This window comes from Vibrio sp. 811 (assembly GCF_033339195.1).
Genome location: NZ_JAWOUB010000004.1, coordinates 293,555 through 318,656, shown reverse-complemented (window position 1 = coordinate 318,656; position 25,102 = coordinate 293,555). Strand labels below are relative to the sequence as shown.

The window sequence follows — 25,102 nt, the reverse complement described above, 5'->3', positions numbered from 1 at the left end:
CTTTAAAATACAAAACGCCCGATGAAGTACATCGAGCGTTTTAGTTAAAAAGTGTCAACCCATATCAGGACGGGTCACTCTCAGTAAAAACGAGATTAAGCTTTTGCTTTAGCCGCTGCTTTAGCGATTGCTGCGAAGCTTTTCGCGTCTAGAGAAGCGCCGCCAACAAGAGCGCCGTCGATGTCTGGTTGTGAGAAGTAAGCTTCAGCGTTTTCTGGCTTAACAGAACCGCCGTATTGGATGATTACTTGTGCTGCAACTGCTTCGTCTTTCGCTGCGATTAGTGCGCGGATAGAAGCGTGGATGCGTTGTGCGTCTTCAGCTGTTGCTGCTTTACCAGTACCGATAGCCCAGATTGGTTCGTAAGCGATGATTGCGCCGTTTAGAGCTTCAACACCGTAAGTGTCGATAACTGCGTTGATTTGACGTGCACATACTGCTTCAGTTTCGCCAGCTTCGTTTTGCGCTTCAGATTCACCGATACAGAAAACAGGTGTTAGACCGTTTTCTTTTAGGAAGTTGAATTTCTTAGCGATGAACTCGTCAGATTCGTTGTGGTATTCACGACGCTCTGAGTGACCGATGATGATGTGAGTAGCACCGAAATCTTTCAGCATTTCTGGAGACATATCGCCAGTGAACGCACCGCTGTTGTTTAGGTCAGTGTTTTGAGCACCTAGGATGATCTTGTTACCGCCTTCAGCGATTACGCGCTCTGCTAGGTCGATGTAAAGTGCTGGTGGAGCGACTGCTACGTCAACACCTTCAACGCCTTCAAGTTCAGCGTTAAGACCAGTTAGCAGCTCAGTTACCATTGCTTTGCTGCCGTTTAGTTTCCAGTTACCCATCACTACAGGACGACGCATAGGAATATCTCCCTTATCTTTAATGTAAATAGTCAATTAATGTAAAAAATCTACGTAGGAATATAACAGAATAATGTGAACAGATCATGATTGGCGTCATGTCTTGTCCGGCTTTCTTTGTTGATTCGACCAAGCATCGATCCTGTTATTTTTGTCAAAAGCAACCGATTGGTGATCGCGTAGACAGAATGATAGTTCATTCCTCGGAAATTGCTGCTGAGATTGGTATTACTACGCGCTGGAATTAATTGTTGTAGAAAGGAATCAAAATGCCAAATCTCGTTTTAGAGTATTCAAACTCGGTGGAAGAACGCGTCAATGTTCAGGGGTTGCTGGAGGATTTACATAAAACGGCGTTAGAAAGTGGCCTTTTTGAACTCGCGTCAGTGAAATCTAGAACGCTCCGGTGCCACAATTGGTTAATAGGAGAGGAGGGTGATAGCCTCGACTTTATCCATATCAACTTTGATTTGTTATCTGGTCGATCCCAAGAACAAAAGCGAGAACTGTCACGAGCCTTGATGGCGACACTTCAAGAGCAAGCTAGTCACGTGCACAGTTTAACGGTCAATATCCGAGATATGGATATAGATAGCTTCCAAAAGGTAGTGAACTAGGTTGCGCTGAATTGCCCGAGAATAGCGAGGGGTTATTGTTACGAATTCTCAGCCTGGCTCTGCTTGTTGTAAGGTAGTTGTGGGCACCCAAGCTATCGGTGTCCTTTCCAAACTATATCGACTCGGCTAATCTATAACCTTTCTACTTTGGGGTAAAATTTGATGTCGACTAAAGAGTTACTGTTTTCTTTTCAAGGACGTATAAACCGTAAAACCTACTGGATTTGGAACGTCATTTACTATGTGTCCATTCTAGGCTTTGGTGCCGGTATCAGCCAACTGCTTCCTACTCTCTCCTATGTGCTTCTTCCTATTTTCTTGGTGGTTCTGTTGATCCCTGATTTGGCGATAACTACCAAGCGTTGGCACGACCGCAACAAATCGATCTATTGGCTAGCACTGAATATTCCGTTGATTATCGGACGAATTGCCACGCCAATGACCAGCCCTGCCGCGCAAGAGCCGTCGACCCCACAGATGTTCGTTGCTTCCATTTCTCTGATTTGTGGTTTATGGATTCTAATTGAATGTGGTTTCTTAAAGGGAACATCAGGACCAAACCAATATGGCCCTGAGCCGGAGTAATTACTTCAAGTATCGTGCTTGCTGAAAGTAGATTCTTAGTCTCGCTAAGGCTCGCTAGAATGACGAATTCTTTTGATTTAGAGTCTGTGAAAGCCATCGTCATTCTGAACAGCGAGGAACGAAGTGATTCAGAATCTATCGTCCGATTGAACAGTGGCCAAGGTGAGCGGGAAAGAATAGGGGCTTGCTGTTACCAGATCCTTAGCTTTGCTAAAGCTCGCTAGAATGACGATCCTTTTTGGTTTGGAGGCTGTTAAAGTCATCATCATTCTGAACAGCGAGGAACGAGGTGATTCAGAATCTACGCACAGAGTGCTCCGAGTTTGAAATAAACTGACTGAGCTCGCGAATTACAATGGAAAAGTAACAGCGAATAATGAAGGAGAATGAATCATCGATAAGACACCTTGCGTTTATATCCTAACGTCAAATAACAACGCCGTTCTCTACATAGGTGTTACCAGTCAGCTGCCCCAAAGAATATGGCAACATAAAAATGGAGTAGTGGAAGGATTTACTAAGAAATACAACGTTCATAAGCTCGTTTACTTTGAGTTATTCGACGATATGGCTACGGCTATAAACCGAGAAAAGCAGCTCAAGCAGTGGAAGCGTGAGTGGAAGTTAGCCTTGGTAAGAGAAACGAACCCTAACTTTCTCGATCTATCTACTGAGTATCAGTAAAAGTCATTCCTATCTTTAAACGCATTTAAGCTAACCACATCCGCTTTTTGTGTCGGTGCCGCTTCCCCTTCTAGCGCAGCTTTGAACTTCACGACCTGTTTTTGCAACTCGTTCATCAATACCACATTGGTGTGATGAGGGTTTTTACACGTTCTGATGACTCTATCAATGTGGCTTTGTTGAGCCCACAATCTTTCTTTCATATTTTCTGATGCGCTTTCGATCATCTCTTTCGCCATCTCATGACGAAATTGCTCAAAAGCTTCTGGGTCTCGCTCTGCCATTCGAACCATTTCATCGAATGGAGGAAGCGTTTGGGACGGGATATGACGTAGATTAGACATCGATGCTCTCCAAATCCTTATGGAAATTGCCTTTAGTTACTAAAAGCCTATACCACTAGAAAGAGGAGAGAGGATGAATTCTTCAGCCGTCTCACTTATAAGAGAAGCTTTCAGGAGTGAGATTGAATAAGTGCGGCATGTCGATGTTTGGTTGTGGTGGTTACTGCAGTTGTTGGATGCGGTAAACGCAGCGTCTTTGGCCACTAATGATGTGTTCGGTACGCTCTACTTTGGTGTCATGTCCAAGTAAAGACTGAAAGACACTTAATTCTGATTGGCACAAGCTTGGGCAGCGAGTTGCGGCTTTACAAATCGGACAGTGATTTTCGATCAAGATGAATCCGTTCTCATCTCTCTCGAGCTCTGCCATATAGCCTTCTTGCTCTCTTAATGTGACAAGTGTTTCTAGTTTGCTTTGCAGAGAGTCGCATTGCTCAAGATGCTGACGATAACTTTGTAACGTGAGTTTTTCCCTCTCTGATGTGACTTTTTCCAGTCCATCTTTGCCAAATATATGTTCGACAGCTTCTATAAACTGAATGGTCAACTCACCGTGACGGTCAGCAAATTGCTCATGACCTTTTTGAGTGAGAGACCAATGACGAGCAGGGCGACCAACTTTCACTTTTACGTCATGGATAGAAAGAATGCCATCATCTTCTAAACTTTGCAGGTGCTGACGAGCCCCCATGGTTGTCATACCTAGCTCAGAGGAGAGTTGTTTTGCAGTGACGGAGCCATCACGCTTAACGATTTGCAATATCCTATCTACGGTCTTCATATACCCACCATTTATACGTCAGTACATATTATGCGCGATAGGGTTAGTAAAGAAAAGTGTTGACTTAATTTGAGTGTGGATTTGTAGGGGCTATGTTCATATGAGCCAATATATGTCGTCATTCTGAACGGCGAGGAATAAGGTGATTCAGAATCTATCGTCCGGTTGAGCAGTGGTTAAGGTGACCAGCAAAGAATAGGAGCCTGCTGTTACCAGATTCTTAGTCTCGTTGGAGCTCGCTAGAATGACGAGTTCTTTTGATTTAGAGCTTATTAAAGCCTCCGTCATTCTGAACAACGAGGAACGAGAGTGATTCAGAATCTATTGTCCGGTTGTGCGAAAAGAAAGGCTCACACTCAGATTGAGCGAGAGCCTCGAGAAATGCTTAAAGAATAATATCACGCACTTCTGGATCTTTACGATCTAAGTAGTGAGTCGATTTGATGCGGCGAATAGTTCGGCATCGACCGCGTACGAGCAGCGTTTCTGTGGTTGCAATATTGCCTTGACGAGAGATACCTTCCAGCAAGTCACCTTTAGTGATGCCTGTAGCTGAAAATACCACATTGTCGCTACGAGCCATGTCTTCCATTTTGAGGACAACATTCGCTTTTACGCCCATTTCATCGCAGCGTTTTAGTTCATCTGCACCGTAAATGCGGTTTTCTTCAGTATCGCCTTTTACTTCGTGACGAGGAAGCAGGCGACCGTGCATATCACCGTCTAGCGCTCGAATTACCGCTGCTGATACAACCCCTTCTGGCGCACCGCCAATACAGTACATCATGTCCACTTCACTGTCTGGCATACAAGTTAGAATAGAGGCAGCGACGTCACCATCAGGCACCGCAAAAACACGTACGCCCATTGCTTGCATTTCTGCAATAACGTCATCGTGGCGAGGTTTCGCAAGGGTAATAACGACTAGGGTATCAAGTGGCTTGTTCAGGGCTTTTGCTACGTTCTCTAGGTTTTCTTTTAACGGCTTTTCTAAGTCAATTACGCCTTTTGCACCAGGGCCAACAACCAGTTTTTCCATGTACATATCTGGCGCTTTAAGAAAGCTGCCTTTCTCACCTGCGGCAAGTACGGCTAGTGCGTTCGATTGTCCCATTGCCGTCATACGCGTCCCTTCAATCGGGTCGACAGCGATATCCACTTCATCACCACCAATACCCACTTGCTCACCAATGTACAGCATTGGCGCATCATCGATTTCACCTTCACCAATGACAATTTCACCACTGATATCTGTTTTGTTCAGTAGCGTGCGCATAACTTCAACAGCTGCGCCATCGGCTGCGTTTTTATCGCCACGGCCAAGCCATTTGTAACCAGCCAGAGCTGCACCTTCAGTCACACGGGAAAATGCCATTGCTAAATCGCGTTTCATGATGTCTCCAAGTAAGCAAGAGGGAAGAAGAATTTGCGCGGCGATTCTATCACAAGGTCGAGTAAACGTTTGCCTTTTTGCGAGGCTTTTACTTTATCTAACTTGAATTTGATCAATACTTAGGGCGATTTTCAGCGTAGCGGGACGCAAAATCCTTGCTCAAAAATGCTTCGGCGACAAGAAAAGTCAGCGTTTAGTGAGATTGCGCTGATTTTTTGACCGAATGATGCAAAATATCGAATATAGTGAGTGTTTCTCATCGCGACGCTGAGTAGAATGAACCTTATATAGGTTAGGTGTGCATCAATCTCGCACATCGTCCCAACGGAATAACATAGGTAGGCCAAGATGTCTTTTGAAGTACTAGAACAACTAGAATCTAAAATTCAAACTGCAGTTGACACAATCACTCTTCTTCAGATGGAAGTCGAAGAGCTGAAAGAAGATAAAGCTAAACTTGCGGAAGAAGCTAACGAGCTTCGCTCTCAACGTGAAGAGCTAGAGCAAAAAGCACAACAAGCACAGCAAGAGCACGCACAATGGCAAGAGCGCATTCGTGCACTACTTGGCAAAATGGACGAAGTGGAATAATTCAGCTTCTTCATTCCAAATTAAAAACACCCGCGCTAAGCGGGTGTTTGTGTTTTAGGGAAGTAGAAAATGTTAAGACAAGGCTAGGCGCTGATAGCTAAGAGAAGACCCTATAACTTAGACACCTAAGACTCGCTATGCTTCTTCATCCAACTCTAAATCAATATTCAATGGTTCAGGCGACAGGATAATTCCGGTGCTATCAGCATAAATGTAATCTTCTGGAAGGAAGCTAACGCCGCCAAAGTTGACTGGTACATCCAATTCGCCAATACCCTGACTGGTCGCTCCAACAGGAATAGAAGCGAGGGCTTGAATGCCTAAGTTCATATCTTCAAGTTCATCTACTTCACGAACACAGCCGTAAACGACAATGCCTTCCCACTCGTTTTCTTCCGCAATGGTTGCGATTTCTGCATCGATAAGGGCTTTACGTAGGGAACCGCCACCGTCAATTAACAAAACGCGACCAAGTCCATCTTGCTCTAATGTCTCGCGGATCAACGAATTATCTTCAAAACACTTGATGGTGGTGATTTGCCCGGCAAATGAAGCGCGACCGCCAAAGTTACTGAACATTGGTTCAACCACATCTACCTGATCGAGGTAGATATCACAGAGTGCTGAGGTATTGTATTCCATAGCGTACCTTTCTAAACAGAAATTGGTTGTCTTTGAGTATATCTAGGCATTAAGTCAATGCAATGACAATCCTTTTTTAACTTACTAGAGTTTGAGCTACCACAATTGTTGCAAACAAAACGTTGGTGACTAAAGAGCATTTCACGATGACTGGCATCATTGGTGCTATCTGAGCGGGCTTTTGTGTATGCCAAACCGCTTTACCATGATCGGCCACGAAATAAATACTAAGTAAAAATGGCAAGCTAATCCAAACGGGTTTGTCTTGAATTAACAAGTAAGCCGCAAAGGCAAGAATAGCACCGCCAAGTAAAACAAAGTGGTACTGCTTGGCTTTGCGTTGACCCAAACGCACTGCGACCGTGCGTTTACCACACTCTCGGTCGTTTTCGATATCACGCATATTGTTGATGTTGAGTACTGCAACGGCGAGTAAACCGCAGCCTAGAGCAGGTAAGAATAGCGTGGTGTCTACGTGACCAGTATGCAAGAAGTAGGTACCGGATACGCCTAGTAGACCAAAAAACAAGAACACTGATATATCGCCAAGCCCCACGTAACCGTATGGTTTGCTACCCATGGTATAAGCAATGGCTGCGAGAATGGCCAAAATTCCCAGCCCGATAAAAGTAACAATGCTTTCCAGTGAACTTAGTGAATAGAAAACTAACACCAAGCCTGAGATTGCGGTCAGAACGATGTTAAAGATAATCGCTTGTTTCATCTGTTTAGCACTTACCGCGCCAGACTGCATCGCTCGTAATGGACCGAGGCGTTTGTCGTTATCTGTACCTTGAACGGCATCGCCATAGTCGTTTGCCAGGTTGGACAGAATTTGCAGCAATGTCGCGGTTACGAAAGCCATGATGGCAATCGTCAGTGAGAAATGACCCGCCGAGTACGCGAGCACGCTACCTGTTAAGATAGAGACCAATGCCAGAGGTAATGTTTTTGGACGAGCGGCTTCAAGCCAGATCTGTAGAGATTGTTTCATGGAAATTTCGTGCTAGTAACCAATGTGCCCAGTATAAGCACAAAGAGGCAGATACGCTATTGACCTAAAACAACTCAACTAGAAGTCAAAGGGTGATTCAGAATCTATCATCCGGTTGAGCAGTGGTGAAGGTGAGTGGGAAAGAATAGGCGTCTGCTGTTACTAGATTCTTAGTCTCGCTTGAGCTCGCTAGAATGACGAGATCTTTTTGATTTAGGTGTTGTCACAGTAACCGTCATTCTGAACAGCCAGGAACGAGGTGATTCAGAATCTATCGTCCCAATAGTGCCGTGGTTAAGGTGAGTGGGAAATAATAGGCGTCTGCTGTTACTAGATTCTTAGTCTCGCTTGAGCTCGCTAGAATGACGAGATCTTTTTGATTTAGATGTTGTCAAAATCACCGTCATTCTGAACAGCGAGGAGCGAGTGTGATTCAGAATCTATCGTCCCAATAGTGCCGTGGTTAAGGTGAGTGGGAAGGAATAGGAGCTTGCTGTTAGCTGAGTCTTAGTCTCGCTTGAGCTCGCTAAAATGACGAGGTCTTTTGATTTAGATGTTGTCAAAGTCACCGTCATTCTGAACAGCGAGGAACGAGTGTGATTCAGAATCTATCATCTGATTGTGCGGTGGTTACGGTGAGAGAGAAAGAATAGGCGTTTGCTGTTAGCAGATTCTTAGTCTCGCTTAAGCTCGCTAGAATGACGAGAGCTTTTGATCTAGATGTTGTCTAAGTCACCGTCATTCTGAACCGCGAGGAACGAGTTTGATTCAGAACCTATCGTCCGGTTGTGAAGTGGTTAAGGTGAGTTGGAAAGAATAGGCGTCTGTTGTTACCAGATTCTTAGTCTCGCTTGAGCTCGCTAGAATGACGAGACCTTTTGATTTAGATGTCGTCTAAGTGACCGTCATTCTGAACAGCGAGGAACGAGTGTGATTCAGAATCTATCGTCCGGTTGTGAAGTGGTTAAGGTGAGTTGGAAAGAATAGGCGTGTGCTGTTACCAGATTCTTAGTCTCGCTTGAGTTCGCTAGAATGACGAGAGCTTTTGATTTAGATGTTGTCAAAGTCACCGCCATTCTAAACAAAAAGCCCAGAAACAAGGTTCTGGGCTTTGGTAAAATAGATTGCGATTAAAGAATAAAGCGGCTTAGATCTTCATCTTCAATCGTGTCGCCTAAGCGTGCTTTCACATAAGCGGAATCAATAACGAATTTAGCGCCAGATTGCTCCGCTGCGTCGTAAGAGATTTCATCCATTAAGCGTTCCATAACGGTGTGTAAGCGACGAGCACCGATGTTTTCTGTGCTTTCGTTGACCGTCCATGCCGCTTCCGCGATTTGCGTGATGCCGTCTTCTGTGAATTCGATGTCCACATCTTCCGTTTTCATCAACGCAACGTACTGCTCTGTTAGAGAGGCTTTTGGTTCTGTCAGAATGCGTTTGAAGTCGTTGCTGCTTAGTGCTTCTAGCTCAACACGAATTGGTAGACGACCTTGCAATTCTGGGATCAAGTCAGATGGTTTTGCCACTTGGAATGCACCAGATGCAACAAACAGAATGTGGTCTGTTTTTACCATGCCGTGCTTGGTTGATACCGTGCTGCCTTCAATCAATGGAAGTAGGTCGCGCTGAACACCTTCGCGTGAAACGTCTGGGCCTGAGCTCTCGCCGCGTTTACAGATTTTGTCGATCTCATCGATAAATACGATGCCGTTGTTTTCAACGTTGAAAATCGCTGCTTCTTTTAGCTCTTCTTGGTTTACCAGTTTCGCCGCTTCTTCTTCCGCTAACGCTTTCATTGCGTCTTTGATTTTCAGCTTACGTTTTTTCTTGGTGTCGCCAGCGAGGTTTTGGAACATGCCTTGCAGCTGGTTAGTCATCTCTTCCATACCAGGAGGCGCCATGATCTCTACGCCCATTTGTGGTGCGGCTACGTCGATTTCAATTTCTTTATCGTCTAGTTGGCCTTCACGCAGTTTCTTACGGAAGATCTGGCGAGTGTGAGAAGACTCTTCCGTTTGCTCTGCTTGACCCCAGCTATCACGTGCTGGTGGCAGTAGCGCATCAAGAATGCGTTCTTCCGCTTGCTCTTCTGCGCGGAATTTCACTTTCTCCATCGCTTGTTGATGCGTCATTTTCACAGCGACATCTGTTAGGTCACGGATGATGGTTTCAACTTCTTTACCAACGTAACCCACTTCGGTGAATTTTGTCGCTTCAACTTTGATGAAAGGGGCATTTGCCAGTTTTGCGAGGCGTCGTGCGATTTCAGTCTTACCAACACCAGTAGGACCAATCATCAAGATGTTTTTTGGCGTCACTTCGGCACGCAAGCTTTCTTCAAGCTGCATGCGGCGCCAGCGGTTACGAAGTGCAATCGCAACCGAACGCTTGGCTTTTTCTTGACCGATAATGTGGCGGTTCAATTCATGAACGATTTCGCGAGGCGTCATTTCAGACATATTCTTTCCTTACTTCGTTACGATTACGCGGTTGGTTTTTCAGGCTCTACTGTTGAGTCTAGCTCTTCTACCGTGTGGTGATGGTTAGTGAAGACACAAATATCACCCGCGATATTGAGAGCTTTTTCCGCGATCTCACGAGCATCTAGATCTGTGTTTTCTAGTAGGGCGGTTGCGGCAGCTTGTGCGTAAGCACCACCAGAGCCAATCGCAATCAGGTCATGTTCTGGCTGTACGACATCACCATTACCGGTAATGATTAACGATGCGGTTTCGTCGGCAACGGCAAGTAAGGCTTCGAGCTTGCGCAAAGCACGATCGCTACGCCAGTCTTTGGCTAGCTCAACTGCCGCTTTGGTTAGGTGACCTTGGTGCATTTGCAGTTTGCTTTCGAAGCGCTCAAAAAGGGTGAAGGCATCCGCAGTACCGCCGGCAAAGCCCGCTAGTACTTGGTTGTTGTATAGGCGGCGAACTTTGCGCGCATTACCTTTCATTACGGTATTGCCTAGAGATACTTGGCCATCACCCGCGATGACGACTTTATTATTTCGACGTACAGATACAATGGTAGTCACAGTCGACCTCTTGATTATTTCTCTTTGGATTTAATTCAGTATATGGGGGAGGAGAAATGGGGATTCAAGGGGGCAAAAAGAAAGGCCCTAGGATCTTAGCTCCTAGGGCCTGAGTTTAAAGATTTTCTTTCCAAATCGCGCACGGCTCGATTTTCGCGCGTTGCAGTTTATGGCGGTCACGTTCTGCATCACGTTTGAACTTATACGGACCTAGCACCACGCGATACCATGAACTGCCTTCTTTCTTACGAATCTTGCTCGACATCCCTTGGAACGCGATTGCAAGCTTGCGCTCTTCCGCTTGTGCCTGAGTTTTGTACGCGCCACACTGCATGATGTAAGGAATTTTAGAAACTTCAATTTCTTTAGCCACAACTTCAACTTCACGTTTCGGTAGTGACTCAACATATTCCCATTTTTCTTCTGGTGGTGGCGGCAAGTCTTTTTTCGGCTTTGGTTTGCTGACAGTGGTTGTTGGCTGCTTCACGACTGGTTGTTTAGGTTCTGGGTCGCTACTCAAAAGGTAAAGACCATAGCCAAAACCGCCCACGAGCAAGATAGCGAGCAGGCCACTGCGCCAAGGTTTTTTTCTTCTCGGCGGCTGTTTTTTTGTCGACTTTTTTGGGGCGCCTCGCCCCCGTCTTACATAATCTCTATTTGCCACGGTTATTTCTGGTCATCAAGGATTCTTGCAAATATGTTAATCCAGAACGAGTTGAGAAAACACCCTATTGATAGAATCTTGATAGCTAAAGCGCGACAACGTCCGAGTGTAGGAGTGTGTTTCTGTTCTCGCTTATGTTTATTCGGGGATATACAAAAAGCAGGAGGGGTAAATAAAAAGCGGCGCCTTGGCACCGCTTTGGGGATGAATACCTAATCTTTAGGTTAAGGGCGCTGTGGTGGCGCTGCACTTCCACGAATGACGAGATTAGTTTCAAGCAGACGCGAGCCTGAATGCACGTCGTGGCCTTTTAACATCTCGAGCATCATTAGCATCGCTTGTCGACCAATCTCATAGCGAGGTTGAGAGATGGTGGTCAACGGTGGATCGCAGTACTGAGCGAAGTTAATGTCATCAAAGCCCACAACAGAGAGATCTTGCGGTACTCGTAAGCCAAGCTTTTTCGCTTCTTGAATTGCGCCGATGGCCATTGTGTCACAGTGACAGAAAATAGCCGTTGGTGGTTCTGGCAATTCGAGCAGTTTACGAACGGCTTTTGCTCCGCCATCAAAAGAGAACTCAGTAATGACACTATATTGTGGATCTTTATTGATGCCGGCACGGCGCAGGGCTTGTTGGTAGCCTTGCTGGCGGAACTGACACAATATTGCTGTATCTGGTCCAGAGATTTGAGCAATGCGTTTATGACCTAATTGAGTCAGGTAATTCACCGCTTCAAATGCTGAGGTCAGGTTATCAATATGTACTGTCGGAAGCTCGAGCTCTGGCGCAAATTCACACGCCATTACCATCGGAGGTAAGTTCTTTTGCTCTGGCTTACTGACATCGAATGGTAGATCTGTACCAAGCAGTAGCATTCCATCTGCCTGCTTAGTAAATACGAGGTTTACGAAAGAGCTTTCGCGTTTCTTCTGTTGTCCGCTATCGCCCAGCAGGACTAGATAGCCATGTTCCATGGCTGCATCTTCAATACCGCGAATAATTTCAGAAAAATAAGGATCACAGATGTCGGGAACGATAGTAACAATGGTTTTTGATTCGTTTCTACGTAAGTTACGCGCTAATGAGTTTGGAGAATAACCCGCTTCAAGTACGGCATCTTCTACTCTCTTTCTTGTAGAAGAAGAGACTTTCTCTGGATTCATTAAGGCTCGAGATACCGTAGCCGTAGACACTCCCGCAAGCTGGGCAACATCCTTCATTGTCGCCATAGTTTTTAACCTCTCATTTATTTTTTGCCAAGATGACGTTATTCCGGTTTGAAATCAGAGTAATCAAACCGAGTTAGAGCTGTGTTTGCTCTTCGCTCAGTTCGTGTTAACGAGTGGGAAAATGGATTCTTCACCGCGATATCAATTTGTGGGAATAGTCATTGTTTTAATCTAAGCCTGTGCAAACAAGTCACTTTAGACTTTTCTAATTTGGATAGTCTATTCATTTCTAAAGTGAAAGTTACGGTCTGTTTAACAAAAACTGTAATCTTGGTGTGATTCTGGTCACATTAAATGGTAATTCATTACATAGTTAAACGTTTGCTAGCTGAGATCTTGTGGTTCTATGTCTAAATTCCAGCGTACTTTCTTAGCATTTGGCAACAACTCAATAGCAGGTTTGGCACTGGTTAATAACTTTTGCATCAATGAACGATGCTGAGTTTGCAGTAATAGTTGCCAACGGTATTTACCAGCCCGCTTGGCCAAAGGTGAAGGAGTAGGGCCTAACACCATGCAGGAATCATCGAACAGAGGGTGTGACTCTAACGTAAAGCGAACCTGACGCAGGAAGTCTTCAACTACCTCACTTTGGTTCGCCTCTGCTTTAAACAGAGTCAAGAAACTATAAGGCGGAAGCTGAGCCAATTTGCGTTCTTCCAGAGCAGTCATAGCAAAGTGGCGATAGTTTTTTTGAAGCAGGGCCTGCAGCAAGCTGTGCTCAGGATGGTGGGTTTGTAGGATAACCTCGCCAGGTTTACTTGCGCGGCCGGCACGACCTGCGACTTGAATAAACAACTGCGCTAGTCGCTCGGAAGCGCGGAAGTCACTACTATAGAGAGAGCCATCAACATCCAAAAGAGCAACGAGCGTTACATTTGGAAAATGGTGCCCCTTAGCCAGCATTTGGGTGCCAATCAGAATTTGATGTTCACCTTTACGAATCGATTCAAGGGCATCTTCCAAACTACCTTTGCGACGTGTGCTGTCTCTGTCGATGCGAATGGCGTTGTATTCTGGAAATAACTGAGCCAATTGTTGTTCGAGTTGTTCCGTTCCTACGCCGACGGTAACCAATTGGGTTGAACCACACCCCTGACATTGATGAATCACCGGTTGTTGTGAGCCGCAGTGATGGCAGCGTATTTCGTTGCTGTAATGGTGGAACGTATAGTACGCATCACAGCGTTTACATTCTGCAATCCAACCGCATTCATGGCACATCAAAGCGGGCGAAAAGCCTCGACGGTTAAGAAACAACATTACTTGATTGCCCGCTTTTAAATGCTTGCGCATCTCGGCAATCAGTTGGGCAGATAAGCCACTTTCTAAATACTGACCTTTTACATCTAACACTTTATTAGTGGTTGGCACGGCAGAGCCAGCTCGTTGGGTTAGTGTTAAATGGTTATATTTGCCTGACAAGGCATTGTGCAATGTCTCCAGTGCAGGTGTGGCTGAGCCCAGAACAATCGGAACTTGTTCTTTATGAGCGCGCATTACAGCAACATCGCGTGCATGATAACGCAAGCTATCTTGCTGTTTGTAAGAGGTGTCATGTTCCTCGTCCACAATGATAATCCCGAGATCAGCAAAAGGCGCGAGTAGGGCAGAGCGTGTGCCGATAATGATTCCGGCCGCTTTGTCGCGTGCAGAAAGCCACGCATTCAGACGCTCCGTCTCGTTTAACCCGGAGTGGATGACGTCAACTGGCACATTAAAACGGCGTTTAAAGCGGTTGATGGTTTGGGGCGTTAAGCCAATCTCTGGTACTAAAACCAAGGCTTGTTTCCCTTGCTCTAAAACTGGCTTGATAAGGTTGAGGTACACTTCTGTCTTACCTGAGCCCGTGACGCCTTCTAATAAATAGGAGGCAAAACCTGTTTGGCTATTTACACTCGCAATAGCCAGCGCTTGTTCGTGGTTGAGCTTTGGCTTTTCGACGTCGCATTCAACGTGCTGTCCCCACTGGGTGATTACAGGCTTCTTCTCGATACGTTCAATCCAGCCTTTCTCTTCTAAAGACTTTAGTACTGTTGAGGCTATCTCTTGGTCGACAAATTCCTGGTGAGGCAAAGCGCCGTTAACCAACATTTGCAAGACCTTTTGTTGTTTGACCGCTCGACGATCAAGCCCTTGCATCAGCTTGTCTTTACCGGATTCGGTAATTTGCCACTCTTGTAGCGTCGCAAAATCTGCAGGCTTTCCTTTACGTAGAGCTGCTGGCATCGCATTGTGTAGCGTATCTCCAAGTGGGTATTGGTAGAACTGGCTGCACCAAGTCAGCAACGAATAAAGCTTTTCAGACCATATCGGCTGAGAATCAAGAACTGCTTTGATTGGCTTGAGTTGATCTTTGGGAAAGTCCGAGTGATTAACCATCGCGGTGACGATGCCAACTAACGTTTGGCGTCCAAAAGGTACGGAAACGCGTCCACCAATGATCGGAAACAGGTGCCCCGGAATGGCGTAATCAAATTGTTTGTCGAGCGGAACGGGTAATGCCACTCTAGCAATGGTTGGACGCATAAATTCTTAGCTATTAAAAAAGAGGGAAAGGAAATGAGAGTCTATTAAAATCGGTATGGAAATTCGAGTAAAGCAATGCGATTCAGCGTGAATCGTGCCTCTATGATTAGTCTGGCTAAAAAAGTGGCGAAAAAGTTGCCAAATGTGTTGATCCGAGCAATGTGATTCTTTACTATATCGCGCCTTGAGATATGGCTTCGGCAATTAGTTGATGCGGTATCCCATTTTATTATTAATTGCGTGTGGTGTGCGGCTTAGATTCGTATAGCGACACGGCCTACTATTGAGGTTATCCCATGAAAGCTGGTATCCACCCAGAATACAAAGCAGTAAAAGCGACTTGTTCTTGCGGCAACTCTTTTGAGTTCAACTCTACTCTAGGTAAAGAGTCTATCCACCTAGACGTATGTGACAAGTGTCACCCATTCTACACTGGTAAGCAACGTATCGTTGATACAGGCGGCCGTGTTGATCGCTTCAACAAGCGTTTCGGTGCACTATCAAGCGGTAAGAAATAATAGCAGCCGCTATTACGATTACAGTTTAGAAAAGGACGCTTCGGCGTCCTTTTTGTTTTAATGGCTACCAAGCGAAGAGGAATGTATGGGGTTTGGAATATTCCCGATTATTTTTCACTCAGCGCTTGCAACCTAAAGTGTGATCTGTATAATGCAGCGCACTGGTTAAGCCAGTTGTGAACCAATGAGCAGTGAGGAGCGAGCAAATCTAAGGATTTGCGAGGTAATGTATACTCAGCTTATGTTCGCGGTTAATACAATTAGCTATCTTTTCTTCGGAAAAACTATCCTCAAAGGTGACTTTGGCATATAGGGATAGTTAATCGAAAATTAACTGACAATGCGTCCTAATCTTGGATGCTACGGTTTCACATAAATCAATCGGCATTCTCTCGTCTTGACGAGTTTGAGTGGCGATATTGTTTGTGTAATTTATTAAATTTGGAGCTCTGTCTCATGCAGAACCAACGTATCCGTATCCGCCTAAAAGCTTTCGATTACAAACTAATCGATGCTTCTACAGCGGAAATCGTTGAAACAGCTAAGCGCACTGGCGCACAGGTTCGTGGTCCAATCCCACTGCCAACTCGTAAAGAGCGTTTCACAGTTCTTATCTCTCCACACGTTAACAAGAAAGCACGTGACCAGTACGAAATCCGTACTCACAAGCGTCTAATCGACATCGTTGAGCCAACAGACAAGACTGTTGATGCTCTAATGCGTCTAGACCTTGCTGCGGGCGTTGACGTTCAAATTAGCCTAGGTTAAGGGAGATTAGAAGTATGATTGGTCTAATCGGTCGTAAAGTGGGCATGACCCGCGTATTTACTGAAGAAGGCGTTTCTATCCCAGTAACAGTTGTTGAGGTTGAAGCTAACCGTGTTTCTCAAGTGAAAACTCTTGAAACTGACGGCTACGCAGCAATCCAGGTTACAGCTGGTTCTAAGAAAGCTAACCGTGTAAACAAAGCTGAAGCAGGTCACTTTGCTAAAGCAGGCGTTGAAGCTGGTCGCGGTCTTTGGGAATTCCGTTTAGAAAACGGCGAAGAGTTCGAAGTTGGTTCAGAACTAACTGTTGAACTATTCAACGAAACTAAGAAAGTAGACGTTACTGGTACATCTAAGGGTAAAGGTTTCCAAGGCGCTGTTAAGCGTTGGAACTTCCGTACTCAAGATATGACTCACGGTAACTCATTGTCTCACCGTGCTCCTGGTTCTATCGGTCAATGTCAGACTCCAGGTCGCGTATTTAAAGGCAAGAAAATGGCAGGTCACATGGGTGCTGAGCGTGTAACGACTCAAAACCTAGAGATCGTACGTGTTGACGCTGAGCGCAACCTGCTTCTTATTAAAGGTGCAGTCCCAGGCGCAACTGGCGGCAACGTGATCGTTAAACCAGCTGTTAAAGCATAACGTCTCAGGAGTAAGTAATGGAACTAATGGTTAAAGGTGCCGATGCACTAACTGTTTCCGAAACTACTTTCGGACGTGAGTTTAACGAAGCTCTTGTACACCAAGTAGTTGTTGCGTACGCAGCAGGTGCTCGTCAAGGTACTCGTGCTCAAAAAACACGTTCAGAAGTTTCTGGCGGTGGCGCTAAGCCATGGCGTCAAAAAGGTACTGGCCGTGCGCGTGCTGGTACAATCCGTAGCCCAATCTGGCGTACAGGTGGTGTTACTTTTGCTGCGAAACCACAAGATCACAGCCAAAAAGTAAACAAAAAAATGTACCGTGGTGCTATGAAGAGCATTCTTTCTGAGCTTGTTCGTCAAGAGCGTCTAATCGTTGTTGATAACTTCTCAGTTGAAGCACCAAAGACTAAAGAGCTAGTTGCTAAGCTTAAAGAGCTTGAGCTAACTGACGCTCTAATCGTGACTAGCGAAGTAGATGAGAATCTATTCCTAGCTGCTCGTAACCTATACAAAGTTGACGCACGTGATGTTGCTGGTATCGATCCAGTATCTCTAATCGCGTTTGACAAAGTTGTAATGACTGCAGAAGCAGTTAAGCAAGTAGAGGAAATGCTAGCATGATCACTGAAGAGCGTATCCTAAAAGTTCTACGTGCACCGCACATCTCTGAAAAAGCAACTATGGCAGCTGAGAAAGCGAACACTATCGTTTTCAAAGTAGCTAAAGATGCGACTAAAAAAGAGATCAAAGCAGCTGTAGAAAAGCTATTTGAAGTTGAAGTTAAGTCTGTAAATACTCTTATCACTAAGGGTAAGACCAAACGTCAAGGTCTACGCCAAGGTCGCCGCAGCGACGTTAAGAAAGCGTACGTTACTTTGAAAGAAGGTCAAGATCTTGACTTCGTTGGCGGCGCGGAATAACAGGAGTAGTTAAAAATGGCTATTGTTAAATGTAAGCCGACTTCCCCTGGTCGTCGTCACGTTGTTAAAGTTGTTAACGCTGACCTACACAAGGGCAAGCCATACGCACCTCTTCTAGAGAAAAACTCTAAGAACGGTGGTCGTAACAACAAGGGTCGTATCACAGTACGTCACATCGGCGGTGGTCACAAGCATCACTACCGTGTAGTTGACTTCAAACGTACTAAAGATGGTATTCCAGCGACAGTTGAGCGTCTTGAATACGATCCAAACCGTAGCGCAAACATTGCTCTAGTTCTTTACAAAGACGGTGAGCGTCGCTACATCCTAGCACCTAAAGGTGTTGTAGCTGGTGATGTTATTCAGTCTGGTGTTGATGCACCAATCAAAGCTGGTAACACTCTACCAATGCGTAATATCCCAGTAGGTTCAACAGTACATAACGTTGAACTTAAGCCTGGTAAAGGTGGTCAGCTAGCTCGTTCGGCTGGTGCTTACGCTCAAATCGTTGCTCGCGACGGTGCGTACGTAACTATCCGTCTACGTTCTGGCGAGATGCGCAAAGTTCTTTCTGAAGGCCGTGCAACAATCGGTGAAGTTGGTAACTCTGAGCACATGCTACGTGAACTTGGTAAAGCAGGTGCATCACGTCATCGCGGTATCCGTCCAACGGTTCGTGGTGTTGTAATGAACCCGATTGACCACCCACATGGTGGTGGTGAAGGCCGTACTTCTGGTGGTCGTCACCCAGTATCTCCTTGGGGTATGCCTACTAAAGGCTTCAAGACTCGTAAGAACAAACGCACTGACAAGTACATCGTACGTCGTCGTAACAAGTAATCTATATAAAGAGGAATCGCCATGCCACGTTCTCTCAAGAAAGGTCCTTTTATTGACCTACACTTGCTGAAGAAGGTAGAGAAAGCGGTGGAAAGCGGAGACAAAAAGCCTATTAAGACTTGGTCCCGTCGTTCAATGATCATCCCTACGATGATCGGTTTGACCATCGCTGTCCATAATGGTCGTCAGCACGTACCAGTATTTGTAACTGATGAAATGATCGGTCACAAACTGGGTGAATTCGCACCAACACGCACTTACCGCGGTCACGCTGCGGATAAGAAAGCTAAGAAGCGCTAAGGAGTAGATAATGGAAGCAATTGCTAAACATAACTTTGCTCGCATTTCGCCTCAGAAAGCTCGCTTAGTTGCGGATCTAATCCGTGGTAAATCTGTTGACCAAGCTCTAGAAATCCTAACGTTCAGCAACAAAAAAGCTGCTGCACTAGTTAAGAAAGTTCTAGAGTCTGCTATCGCTAACGCGGAGCACAACGAAGGTGCAGATATTGACGATCTGAATGTCGCAAAAATCTTTGTAGATGAAGGCCCAACCATGAAGCGTATTATGCCTCGTGCTAAAGGTCGTGCGGATCGTATCTTGAAGCGTTCAAGCCACATCACTGTTGTTGTAGCAGATCGCTAGAGACTAGGAGAGTAAGCAATGGGTCAAAAAGTACATCCAAATGGTATTCGTCTAGGCATCGTTAAGCCTTGGAATGCTACATGGTTTGCTAACACCAAAGATTTCGCTGACAACCTAGACGGCGACTTCAAGGTACGTCAGTTCCTTACAAGTGAACTGAAAAAAGCGTCTCTATCACGTATCGTTATCGAGCGTCCTGCTAAGAGCATCCGTGTGACTATTCACACTGCTCGTCCAGGCGTTGTTATCGGTAAGAAAGGTGAAGACGTTGAGAAGCTACGCGCAGCTGTAGCTAAAATTGCAGGTGTACCAGCGCAAATTAACATCGCTGAAGTACGTAAGCCTGAACTAGATGCGCAACTTGTTGGTGACAGCATCGCGTCTCAGCTAGAGCGTCGTGTTATGTTCCGTCGTGCTATGAAGCGCGCAGTACAAAACGCAATGCGCCTAGGCGCTAAAGGTATCAAAGTGGAAGTAAGCGGTCGTCTAGGCGGCGCTGAAATCGCACGTTCAGAGTGGTACCGTGAAGGCCGTGTGCCTCTACACACTCTACGTGCTGACATTGATTACGCAACTTCTTCGGCTCACACTCAATACGGTGTGATCGGCATTAAAACTTGGATCTTCAAAGGTGAAATCCTAGGTGGTATGCCAGCAGCTAACGCTGTAGAGCCTAAAGGCGACAAGCCTAAGAAGCAGCGTAAAGGCCGTAAGTAAGGAGTCGACAGATGCTACAACCTAAACGTACTAAGTTCCGTAAGGTTCAGACTGGTCGTAACCGTGGTCTAGCTAAAGGTACTGATGTAAGCTTCGGCGAATTCGGTCTTAAAGCTGTTGGCCGTGGTCGTCTAACTGCTCGTCAAATCGAAGCGGCACGTCGTGCAATGACACGTCACGTTAAGCGTCAAGGTAAAATCTGGATCCGTGTGTTCCCAGACAAACCAATCACAGAAAAACCACTTGAAGTTCGTCAAGGTAAGGGTAAAGGTAACGTTGAGTACTGGGTAGCCCAAATCCAACCTGGTAAGGTTATGTACGAAATGGGTGGTGTACCTGAAGAATTGGCACGTGAAGCGTTCCGTCTTGCGGCACGTAAACTGCCTTTCAAAACTACATTTGTAACTAAGCAGGTGATGTGATGAAAGCACAAGATCTACGCGAGAAAAGCGTTGAAGAGCTTAACGCTGAGCTAATGAATTTGCTACGCGAACAGTTCAACTTGCGCATGCAAGCTGCGACTGGTCAACTACAGCAAACTCATACTCTGAAAGCTGTACGCCGTGATATCGCACGTGTGAAAACTGTTTTGACTGAGAAGGCAGGCGCATAATGAGCGAAGTAAAACGTACTCAACAAGGTCGTGTTGTTAGCGACAAGATGGACAAGTCTATCACTGTTGCTATCGAACGTTTCGTAAAACACCCAATCTACGGTAAATACGTAAAACGTACGACTAAAGTACACGCACATGACGAGAACAACGAGTGTGGCCTAGGCGACACAGTTGAAATCGCAGAGTGTCGTCCACTGTCTAAGACTAAGTCTTGGACTTTGGTAAAAGTTCTAGAAAAGGCGAAGATTTAATCTCGTTAATTCTATGAAACTAAAGCGGCTCCAAAATATTTTTGGAGCCGTTTATTTTTTGACTACCCAATCACAAAAAAGGGTGGTACAATTCGCGTCCCTTTTAAAGAGGCAGCCCGACCCGTGATGGGTCTAGTTATTAATATTTAGCGGAGCACTAACATGATCCAAATGCAAAGTATGCTGGACGCAGCTGATAACTCAGGCGCACGCAGCGTAATGTGTATTAAGGTTCTGGGTGGCTCTCACCGCCGTTATGCACATATCGGTGACGTCATCAAAGTTACTGTGAAGGAAGCAATCCCTCGCGGTAAAGTTAAAAAAGGTGATGTTCTGAAGGCGGTGGTAGTGCGCACCCGTAAAGGCGTACGTCGTCCTGACGGTTCTGTCATTCGCTTCGACCGAAATGCTTGCGTATTGTTAAACGACAATACTGAGCAACCAATCGGTACACGTATCTTTGGTCCTGTGACACGCGAACTTCGTGGCGATAAGTTCATGAAGATCGTTTCACTGGCTCCAGAAGTTCTGTAAGGAGCACGTAGAAATGGCAGCTAAAATCCGTCGTAATGACGAAGTAATCGTTCTTGCTGGTAAAGACAAAGGCAAGAAAGGTAAAGTAACTAAGGTTCTAGCAACTGGTAAAGTTATCGTTGAAGGTATCAACCTAGTTAAGAAACATCAGAAACCTGTTCCAGCTATGGGTATCCAAGGTGGTATCGTAGAGCAAGAAGCAGCAATCGACGTTTCTAACGTGGCGATTTTCAACGCAGCTACTGGTAAAGCTGACCGTATCGGTTTCCGTTTTGAAGACGGCAAAAAAGTTCGTTTCTTCAAGTCTAACGGCGAAACCGTTTCTAACTAATAGAAGTAATTTGGAGTTCTACTATGGCGAAACTGCATGATTACTACAAGTCGTCTGTAGTCGCTGAACTGACCAAACAGTTCGGTTACACAAGCGTCATGCAAGTCCCTAGAATCGAGAAAATCACCCTAAACATGGGTGTTGGTGAAGCAATCAACGATAAGAAACTGCTAGAAAATGCAGCGTCTGATATGGCAACGATCTCTGGTCAAAAGCCACTTATCACAAAAGCGCGCAAATCTGTTGCAGGTTTCAAAATCCGTGAAGGCTACCCTATCGGTTGTAAAGTAACCTTGCGTGGCGAACGTATGTGGGATTTTCTTGAGCGTTTAATTAACATCGCTCTTCCACGTGTACGTGACTTCCGTGGTGTTAGCGCTAAGTCTTTTGACGGTCGCGGTAACTACAGCATGGGCGTTCGCGAGCAAATCATCTTCCCGGAAATCGACTTTGATAAAGTTGATCGAGTACGCGGTCTAGACATCACTATTACGACGTCTGCTGGTACTGATGAGGAAGGCCGTGCTCTGCTGGCTGCCTTTAACTTCCCATTCCGTAAGTAAGGTGAAGGGTTACTGTTATGGCTAAAAATTCAATGAAAGCACGTGAAGCAAAACGTGCGAAGCTAGTAGCTAAGTTCGCTGAAAAGCGTGCAGCGCTAAAAGCTATCATCAGCGATGTAAACGCATCTGAAGAAGATCGTTGGAACGCGGTTCTTACACTGCAATCTCTTCCACGTGATTCAAGTGCATCACGTCAGCGCAACCGTTGCAACCAAACTGGTCGTCCACACGGTTACCTACGTAAGTTCGGTCTAAGCCGTATTAAGGTTCGTGAAGCTTGCATGAAAGGCGAGATTCCGGGTCTTCGTAAGGCTAGCTGGTAATTGCCACTTAATCATTTGGAGTAAATCATATGAGCATGCAAGATCCGATTTCGGATATGCTGACCCGCGTTCGTAACGGTCAGGCAGCAAACAAAGTTGCTGTAAAAATGCCTTCTTCAAAGCTTAAAGTTGCAATTGCTGCACTACTAAAAGCTGAAGGTTACATCGTTGACTTCGCTGTTGAAGGCGAAGCAAAACCTGAGCTAGAAGTTACACTTAAGTACTTCCAAGCTAAACCAGTAATCGAGCAACTTAAACGTGTTTCTCGTCCAGGTCTACGTGTTTACAAGAAGAAAGATGAACTTCCTTCTGTAATGGGTGGTCTTGGTATTGCTATCGTTTCTACTTCCAAGGGTCTTATGTCAGACCGCGCTGCACGTAAAGCAGGTCTTGGTGGTGAAATCATCGCTTACGTAGCTTAATAAGGAGTAGACTATGTCTCGTGTTGCAAAAGCACCTGTCGCTATTCCAGCTGGCGTAGAGGTGAAACTAAACGGCCAAGAAATCACTGTAAAAGGTGCGAAAGGCGAACTAACTCGCGTTCTTAACAACGCAGTTGTAATCGCTCAGGAAGAAAATAACCTGACTTTCGGTCCTAAAGAAGGTGTTGCTAACGCATGGGCTCAAGCAGGTACTGCTCGCGCTCTAGTTAACAACATGGTTGTTGGTGTTACTGAAGGCTTTACTAAGAAGCTAACTCTTAAAGGTGTAGGTTACCGTGCTGCTATCAAAGGCAACGCTGTAGGTCTAACACTAGGCTTCTCACACCCAGTTGAGCACGAGTTGCCAGCGGGTATTAAAGCTGAATGTCCAAGCCAAACTGAAATCGTGATCACTGGTGCTGACAAGCAACTAGTTGGTCAAGTTGCGGCTGACATTCGTTCTTACCGTGAGCCTGAGCCATACAAAGGCAAAGGTGTTCGTTACGCAGATGAAAATGTGCGTACTAAAGAAGCTAAGAAGAAGTAAGGTAACACTATGGATAAGAAAGCATCTCGCATCCGTCGTGCTACACGTGCACGTCGTAAGATTGCAGAACTGGGTGCGACTCGCCTAGTTGTACACCGTACTCCTCGTCACGTGTACGCACAGGTTATCGCGGCTAACGGCTCTGAGGTTATCGCAGCAGCTTCTACTGTAGAAAAAGCGATCCGTGAGCAAGTGAAATACACTGGTAACGTTGATGCAGCTAAAGCAGTGGGTAAAGCTATTGCTGAGCGCGCTCTAGAGAAGGGCGTAACTGCAGTTGCATTTGATCGTTCTGGTTTCCAATACCACGGTCGAGTAGCGGCGCTAGCAGAATCTGCTCGCGAAGCTGGTCTGAAATTCTAAGGTAGGGTTGGAAGATGGCTAAAGAACAACAAGTTCAAGCGAATGATTTGCAAGAAAAGCTAATCGCAGTTAACCGTGTTTCTAAAACGGTTAAAGGTGGTCGAATCATGAGCTTCACTGCACTAACAGTAGTTGGTGACGGTAACGGTCGTGTAGGTTTCGGTTACGGCAAAGCTCGTGAAGTACCTGCAGCGATTCAAAAAGCAATGGAAAAAGCGCGTCGTAACATGACTACGATCGCTCTAAACGAAGGCACTCTTCACCACCCAGTGAAAGGTCGCCATTCGGGCTCTAAAGTTTACATGCAGCCTGCTGCAGAAGGTACTGGTGTTATCGCAGGTGGTGCGATGCGTGCAGTACTAGAAGTTGCTGGTGTACACAACGTACTATCTAAAGCGTACGGTTCTACGAACCCTATCAACATCGTTCGTGCAACGATCGATGCACTAGGTAGCATGAAGTCACCAGAAATGGTTGCTGCTAAACGTGGTCTAACTGTTGAATCTATTTCGGAGTAAGAACACCATGGCAACTATTAAAGTAACTCAAACTAAAAGCTCAATTGGTCGTCTGCCAAAGCACAAAGCTACTTTGCGCGGTCTAGGTCTTCGTAAAATCAACCACACAGTAGAACTTGAAGATACTCCGTGTATTCGCGGTATGATCAACAAGGTTTACTACATGGTTAAAGTTGAGGAGTAATCAGAATGCGTTTGAATACTCTAGCACCGGCTGCTGGCGCGAAAACTTCTGCGAAGCGAGTAGGTCGTGGTATCGGTTCAGGCCTAGGTAAAACTGGTGGCCGTGGTCACAAAGGTCAAAAATCACGTTCTGGCGGCAGTGTTCGTCCAGGTTTCGAAGGCGGTCAGATGCCTCTGAAACAACGTCTACCAAAATTCGGTTTCACTTCTCGTAAGAGCCTAGTGTCTGCTGAAGTTCGTCTAGCTGAGCTAGCGAAAGTTTCTGGTGACGTAGTTGATCTAAACAGTCTTAAAGCTGCTAACATCATCACTAAGAACATCGAATTTGTAAAAGTTGTTCTTTCTGGTGAAATCAACAAAGCAGTGACTGTTAAAGGTCTACGTGTGACTAAAGGCGCTAAAGCTGCAATCGAAGCTGCAGGCGGTAAAATCGAGGAATAATC

At 45.6% G+C, this 25,102-nt stretch carries 38 protein-coding genes; 27 read left to right on the top strand and 11 right to left on the bottom strand.

Annotated features, from left to right (window positions below; translation table 11 throughout):
- Positions 1–95: 95 nt before the first annotated feature.
- Complete coding sequence (gene tpiA, locus R7Q46_RS10015; RefSeq protein WP_005384863.1) at positions 96–866, bottom strand: triose-phosphate isomerase; 771 nt, start codon at positions 864–866, stop codon at positions 96–98.
- A gap of 269 nt (positions 867–1,135) precedes the next feature.
- Between tpiA and R7Q46_RS10010 the strand changes: the two genes are divergently transcribed.
- The 4 genes from R7Q46_RS10010 (at position 1,136) to R7Q46_RS09995 (ending at position 2,752) form a co-directional block, all read left to right on the top strand.
- The gene (locus tag R7Q46_RS10010) at positions 1,136–1,483 is read left to right on the top strand and encodes a 5-carboxymethyl-2-hydroxymuconate Delta-isomerase (RefSeq protein ID WP_017820736.1); all 348 of its coding nucleotides are present in this window, start codon (positions 1,136–1,138) and stop codon (positions 1,481–1,483) included.
- A gap of 162 nt (positions 1,484–1,645) precedes the next feature.
- Positions 1,646–2,068: a DUF805 domain-containing protein gene (locus R7Q46_RS10005; protein ID WP_005384868.1), complete on the top strand. Its 423-nt coding sequence runs from the start codon at positions 1,646–1,648 to the stop codon at positions 2,066–2,068.
- A 59-nt stretch (positions 2,069–2,127) separates the two neighbouring features.
- Complete coding sequence (locus tag R7Q46_RS10000; RefSeq protein ID WP_318077481.1) at positions 2,128–2,292, top strand: hypothetical protein; 165 nt, start codon at positions 2,128–2,130, stop codon at positions 2,290–2,292.
- 166 nt (positions 2,293–2,458) lie between these two features.
- Positions 2,459–2,752, top strand: a complete 294-nt coding sequence (locus R7Q46_RS09995; protein ID WP_054866031.1) for a GIY-YIG nuclease family protein — start codon at positions 2,459–2,461, stop codon at positions 2,750–2,752.
- On the opposite strand, the gene R7Q46_RS09990 is transcribed toward R7Q46_RS09995, so the two are convergent.
- From R7Q46_RS09990 to glpX, 3 genes are all read right to left on the bottom strand, one after another.
- Positions 2,746–3,096, bottom strand: a complete 351-nt coding sequence (locus R7Q46_RS09990; protein WP_318077480.1) for a DUF3135 domain-containing protein — start codon at positions 3,094–3,096, stop codon at positions 2,746–2,748. The genes R7Q46_RS09995 and R7Q46_RS09990 overlap by 7 nt on opposite strands.
- 160 nt (positions 3,097–3,256) lie before the next feature.
- The gene (locus tag R7Q46_RS09985; RefSeq protein ID WP_149191994.1) at positions 3,257–3,877 is read right to left on the bottom strand and encodes a helix-turn-helix transcriptional regulator; all 621 of its coding nucleotides are present in this window, start codon (positions 3,875–3,877) and stop codon (positions 3,257–3,259) included.
- A gap of 385 nt (positions 3,878–4,262) precedes the next feature.
- A complete protein-coding gene (gene glpX / locus R7Q46_RS09980; RefSeq protein ID WP_005383180.1) occupies positions 4,263–5,270 on the bottom strand; it encodes a class II fructose-bisphosphatase in 1,008 nt (335 codons plus the stop codon).
- Positions 5,271–5,618: 348 nt separating this feature from the next.
- On the opposite strand from glpX, the gene zapB reads away from it, so the two are divergent.
- Positions 5,619–5,861: a cell division protein ZapB gene (gene zapB / locus R7Q46_RS09975; RefSeq protein ID WP_005379536.1), complete on the top strand. Its 243-nt coding sequence runs from the start codon at positions 5,619–5,621 to the stop codon at positions 5,859–5,861.
- Between the two features lie 135 nt (positions 5,862–5,996).
- Here the strand turns inward: zapB and rraA are convergent, their stop codons facing one another.
- The 7 genes from rraA to priA form a co-directional block, all read right to left on the bottom strand.
- Positions 5,997–6,503, bottom strand: a complete 507-nt coding sequence (gene rraA / locus R7Q46_RS09970) for a ribonuclease E activity regulator RraA (RefSeq protein WP_005379537.1) — start codon at positions 6,501–6,503, stop codon at positions 5,997–5,999.
- A 76-nt stretch (positions 6,504–6,579) separates the two neighbouring features.
- On the bottom strand, positions 6,580–7,497 hold the full coding sequence (locus R7Q46_RS09965) for a 1,4-dihydroxy-2-naphthoate polyprenyltransferase (RefSeq protein WP_005397953.1): 918 nt from the start codon (positions 7,495–7,497) through the stop codon (positions 6,580–6,582).
- Positions 7,498–8,627: 1,130 nt separating this feature from the next.
- Positions 8,628–9,959, bottom strand: a complete 1,332-nt coding sequence (gene hslU / locus R7Q46_RS09960; RefSeq protein WP_025768349.1) for an HslU--HslV peptidase ATPase subunit — start codon at positions 9,957–9,959, stop codon at positions 8,628–8,630.
- 23 nt (positions 9,960–9,982) lie between these two features.
- Positions 9,983–10,534, bottom strand: a complete 552-nt coding sequence (hslV, locus tag R7Q46_RS09955; protein ID WP_005383176.1) for an ATP-dependent protease subunit HslV — start codon at positions 10,532–10,534, stop codon at positions 9,983–9,985.
- A gap of 115 nt (positions 10,535–10,649) precedes the next feature.
- Complete coding sequence (ftsN, locus tag R7Q46_RS09950; RefSeq protein ID WP_017820300.1) at positions 10,650–11,198, bottom strand: cell division protein FtsN; 549 nt, start codon at positions 11,196–11,198, stop codon at positions 10,650–10,652.
- 224 nt (positions 11,199–11,422) lie between these two features.
- Positions 11,423–12,451 carry a DNA-binding transcriptional regulator CytR gene (cytR, locus tag R7Q46_RS09945; RefSeq protein WP_254901949.1) on the bottom strand — a complete coding sequence of 343 codons (1,029 nt, stop codon included), beginning with the start codon at positions 12,449–12,451 and terminating at the stop codon, positions 11,423–11,425.
- A gap of 303 nt (positions 12,452–12,754) precedes the next feature.
- Positions 12,755–14,959, bottom strand: coding sequence for a primosomal protein N' (priA, locus tag R7Q46_RS09940; protein ID WP_318077479.1), 2,205 nt, complete (start codon positions 14,957–14,959; stop codon positions 12,755–12,757).
- 296 nt (positions 14,960–15,255) lie between these two features.
- Here priA and rpmE point away from each other — a divergent pair, with 296 nt between their 5' ends.
- The 22 genes from rpmE (at position 15,256) to rplO (ending at position 25,100) form a co-directional block, all read left to right on the top strand.
- Positions 15,256–15,477: a 50S ribosomal protein L31 gene (rpmE, locus tag R7Q46_RS09935; RefSeq protein ID WP_005379546.1), complete on the top strand. Its 222-nt coding sequence runs from the start codon at positions 15,256–15,258 to the stop codon at positions 15,475–15,477.
- Between the two features lie 456 nt (positions 15,478–15,933).
- On the top strand, positions 15,934–16,245 hold the full coding sequence (gene rpsJ, locus R7Q46_RS09930; protein WP_004410492.1) for a 30S ribosomal protein S10: 312 nt from the start codon (positions 15,934–15,936) through the stop codon (positions 16,243–16,245).
- 14 nt (positions 16,246–16,259) lie between these two features.
- Positions 16,260–16,889 (top strand): 50S ribosomal protein L3, encoded by a 630-nt coding sequence (rplC, locus tag R7Q46_RS09925; protein ID WP_005379555.1) that lies wholly within the window; start codon positions 16,260–16,262, stop codon positions 16,887–16,889.
- Between the two features lie 17 nt (positions 16,890–16,906).
- Complete coding sequence (gene rplD, locus R7Q46_RS09920; RefSeq protein WP_005379556.1) at positions 16,907–17,509, top strand: 50S ribosomal protein L4; 603 nt, start codon at positions 16,907–16,909, stop codon at positions 17,507–17,509.
- Positions 17,506–17,808 carry a 50S ribosomal protein L23 gene (gene rplW, locus R7Q46_RS09915; protein WP_004398471.1) on the top strand — a complete coding sequence of 101 codons (303 nt, stop codon included), beginning with the start codon at positions 17,506–17,508 and terminating at the stop codon, positions 17,806–17,808. The genes rplD and rplW overlap by 4 nt, the downstream gene beginning before the upstream one ends.
- A gap of 15 nt (positions 17,809–17,823) precedes the next feature.
- Complete coding sequence (gene rplB / locus R7Q46_RS09910; protein ID WP_005383168.1) at positions 17,824–18,648, top strand: 50S ribosomal protein L2; 825 nt, start codon at positions 17,824–17,826, stop codon at positions 18,646–18,648.
- A gap of 21 nt (positions 18,649–18,669) precedes the next feature.
- A complete protein-coding gene (gene rpsS, locus R7Q46_RS09905) occupies positions 18,670–18,948 on the top strand; it encodes a 30S ribosomal protein S19 (protein WP_004394525.1) in 279 nt (92 codons plus the stop codon).
- Between the two features lie 10 nt (positions 18,949–18,958).
- Positions 18,959–19,291: a 50S ribosomal protein L22 gene (gene rplV / locus R7Q46_RS09900; protein ID WP_005383164.1), complete on the top strand. Its 333-nt coding sequence runs from the start codon at positions 18,959–18,961 to the stop codon at positions 19,289–19,291.
- 18 nt (positions 19,292–19,309) lie between these two features.
- Complete coding sequence (gene rpsC, locus R7Q46_RS09895; RefSeq protein WP_005383161.1) at positions 19,310–20,008, top strand: 30S ribosomal protein S3; 699 nt, start codon at positions 19,310–19,312, stop codon at positions 20,006–20,008.
- An 11-nt stretch (positions 20,009–20,019) separates the two neighbouring features.
- Positions 20,020–20,430, top strand: a complete 411-nt coding sequence (gene rplP, locus R7Q46_RS09890) for a 50S ribosomal protein L16 (protein ID WP_005379577.1) — start codon at positions 20,020–20,022, stop codon at positions 20,428–20,430.
- On the top strand, positions 20,430–20,621 hold the full coding sequence (rpmC, locus tag R7Q46_RS09885) for a 50S ribosomal protein L29 (protein WP_005379576.1): 192 nt from the start codon (positions 20,430–20,432) through the stop codon (positions 20,619–20,621). Before rplP ends, rpmC begins: the two co-directional genes overlap by 1 nt.
- The gene (gene rpsQ / locus R7Q46_RS09880) at positions 20,621–20,875 is read left to right on the top strand and encodes a 30S ribosomal protein S17 (RefSeq protein ID WP_005379575.1); all 255 of its coding nucleotides are present in this window, start codon (positions 20,621–20,623) and stop codon (positions 20,873–20,875) included. The genes rpmC and rpsQ overlap by 1 nt, the downstream gene beginning before the upstream one ends.
- A gap of 162 nt (positions 20,876–21,037) precedes the next feature.
- Positions 21,038–21,409, top strand: a complete 372-nt coding sequence (rplN, locus tag R7Q46_RS09875) for a 50S ribosomal protein L14 (RefSeq protein WP_004410450.1) — start codon at positions 21,038–21,040, stop codon at positions 21,407–21,409.
- Positions 21,410–21,422: 13 nt separating this feature from the next.
- Positions 21,423–21,740, top strand: a complete 318-nt coding sequence (gene rplX / locus R7Q46_RS09870) for a 50S ribosomal protein L24 (protein WP_005379574.1) — start codon at positions 21,423–21,425, stop codon at positions 21,738–21,740.
- Between the two features lie 23 nt (positions 21,741–21,763).
- On the top strand, positions 21,764–22,303 hold the full coding sequence (rplE, locus tag R7Q46_RS09865) for a 50S ribosomal protein L5 (protein WP_005379573.1): 540 nt from the start codon (positions 21,764–21,766) through the stop codon (positions 22,301–22,303).
- Positions 22,304–22,320: 17 nt separating this feature from the next.
- The gene (gene rpsN, locus R7Q46_RS09860) at positions 22,321–22,626 is read left to right on the top strand and encodes a 30S ribosomal protein S14 (protein ID WP_004410442.1); all 306 of its coding nucleotides are present in this window, start codon (positions 22,321–22,323) and stop codon (positions 22,624–22,626) included.
- Positions 22,627–22,655: 29 nt separating this feature from the next.
- The gene (gene rpsH, locus R7Q46_RS09855) at positions 22,656–23,048 is read left to right on the top strand and encodes a 30S ribosomal protein S8 (RefSeq protein ID WP_005379572.1); all 393 of its coding nucleotides are present in this window, start codon (positions 22,656–22,658) and stop codon (positions 23,046–23,048) included.
- A gap of 13 nt (positions 23,049–23,061) precedes the next feature.
- Complete coding sequence (gene rplF / locus R7Q46_RS09850) at positions 23,062–23,595, top strand: 50S ribosomal protein L6 (protein WP_005379570.1); 534 nt, start codon at positions 23,062–23,064, stop codon at positions 23,593–23,595.
- Between the two features lie 9 nt (positions 23,596–23,604).
- Positions 23,605–23,958 carry a 50S ribosomal protein L18 gene (rplR, locus tag R7Q46_RS09845; protein WP_005379568.1) on the top strand — a complete coding sequence of 118 codons (354 nt, stop codon included), beginning with the start codon at positions 23,605–23,607 and terminating at the stop codon, positions 23,956–23,958.
- A 14-nt stretch (positions 23,959–23,972) separates the two neighbouring features.
- A complete protein-coding gene (gene rpsE / locus R7Q46_RS09840; RefSeq protein ID WP_004745894.1) occupies positions 23,973–24,476 on the top strand; it encodes a 30S ribosomal protein S5 in 504 nt (167 codons plus the stop codon).
- Positions 24,477–24,483: 7 nt separating this feature from the next.
- Entirely contained in the window at positions 24,484–24,660 is a 177-nt protein-coding gene (gene rpmD / locus R7Q46_RS09835) for a 50S ribosomal protein L30 (RefSeq protein WP_005379565.1), read from the top strand.
- 5 nt (positions 24,661–24,665) lie between these two features.
- Complete coding sequence (gene rplO / locus R7Q46_RS09830; RefSeq protein ID WP_005383155.1) at positions 24,666–25,100, top strand: 50S ribosomal protein L15; 435 nt, start codon at positions 24,666–24,668, stop codon at positions 25,098–25,100.
- Positions 25,101–25,102 lie beyond the last annotated feature (2 nt).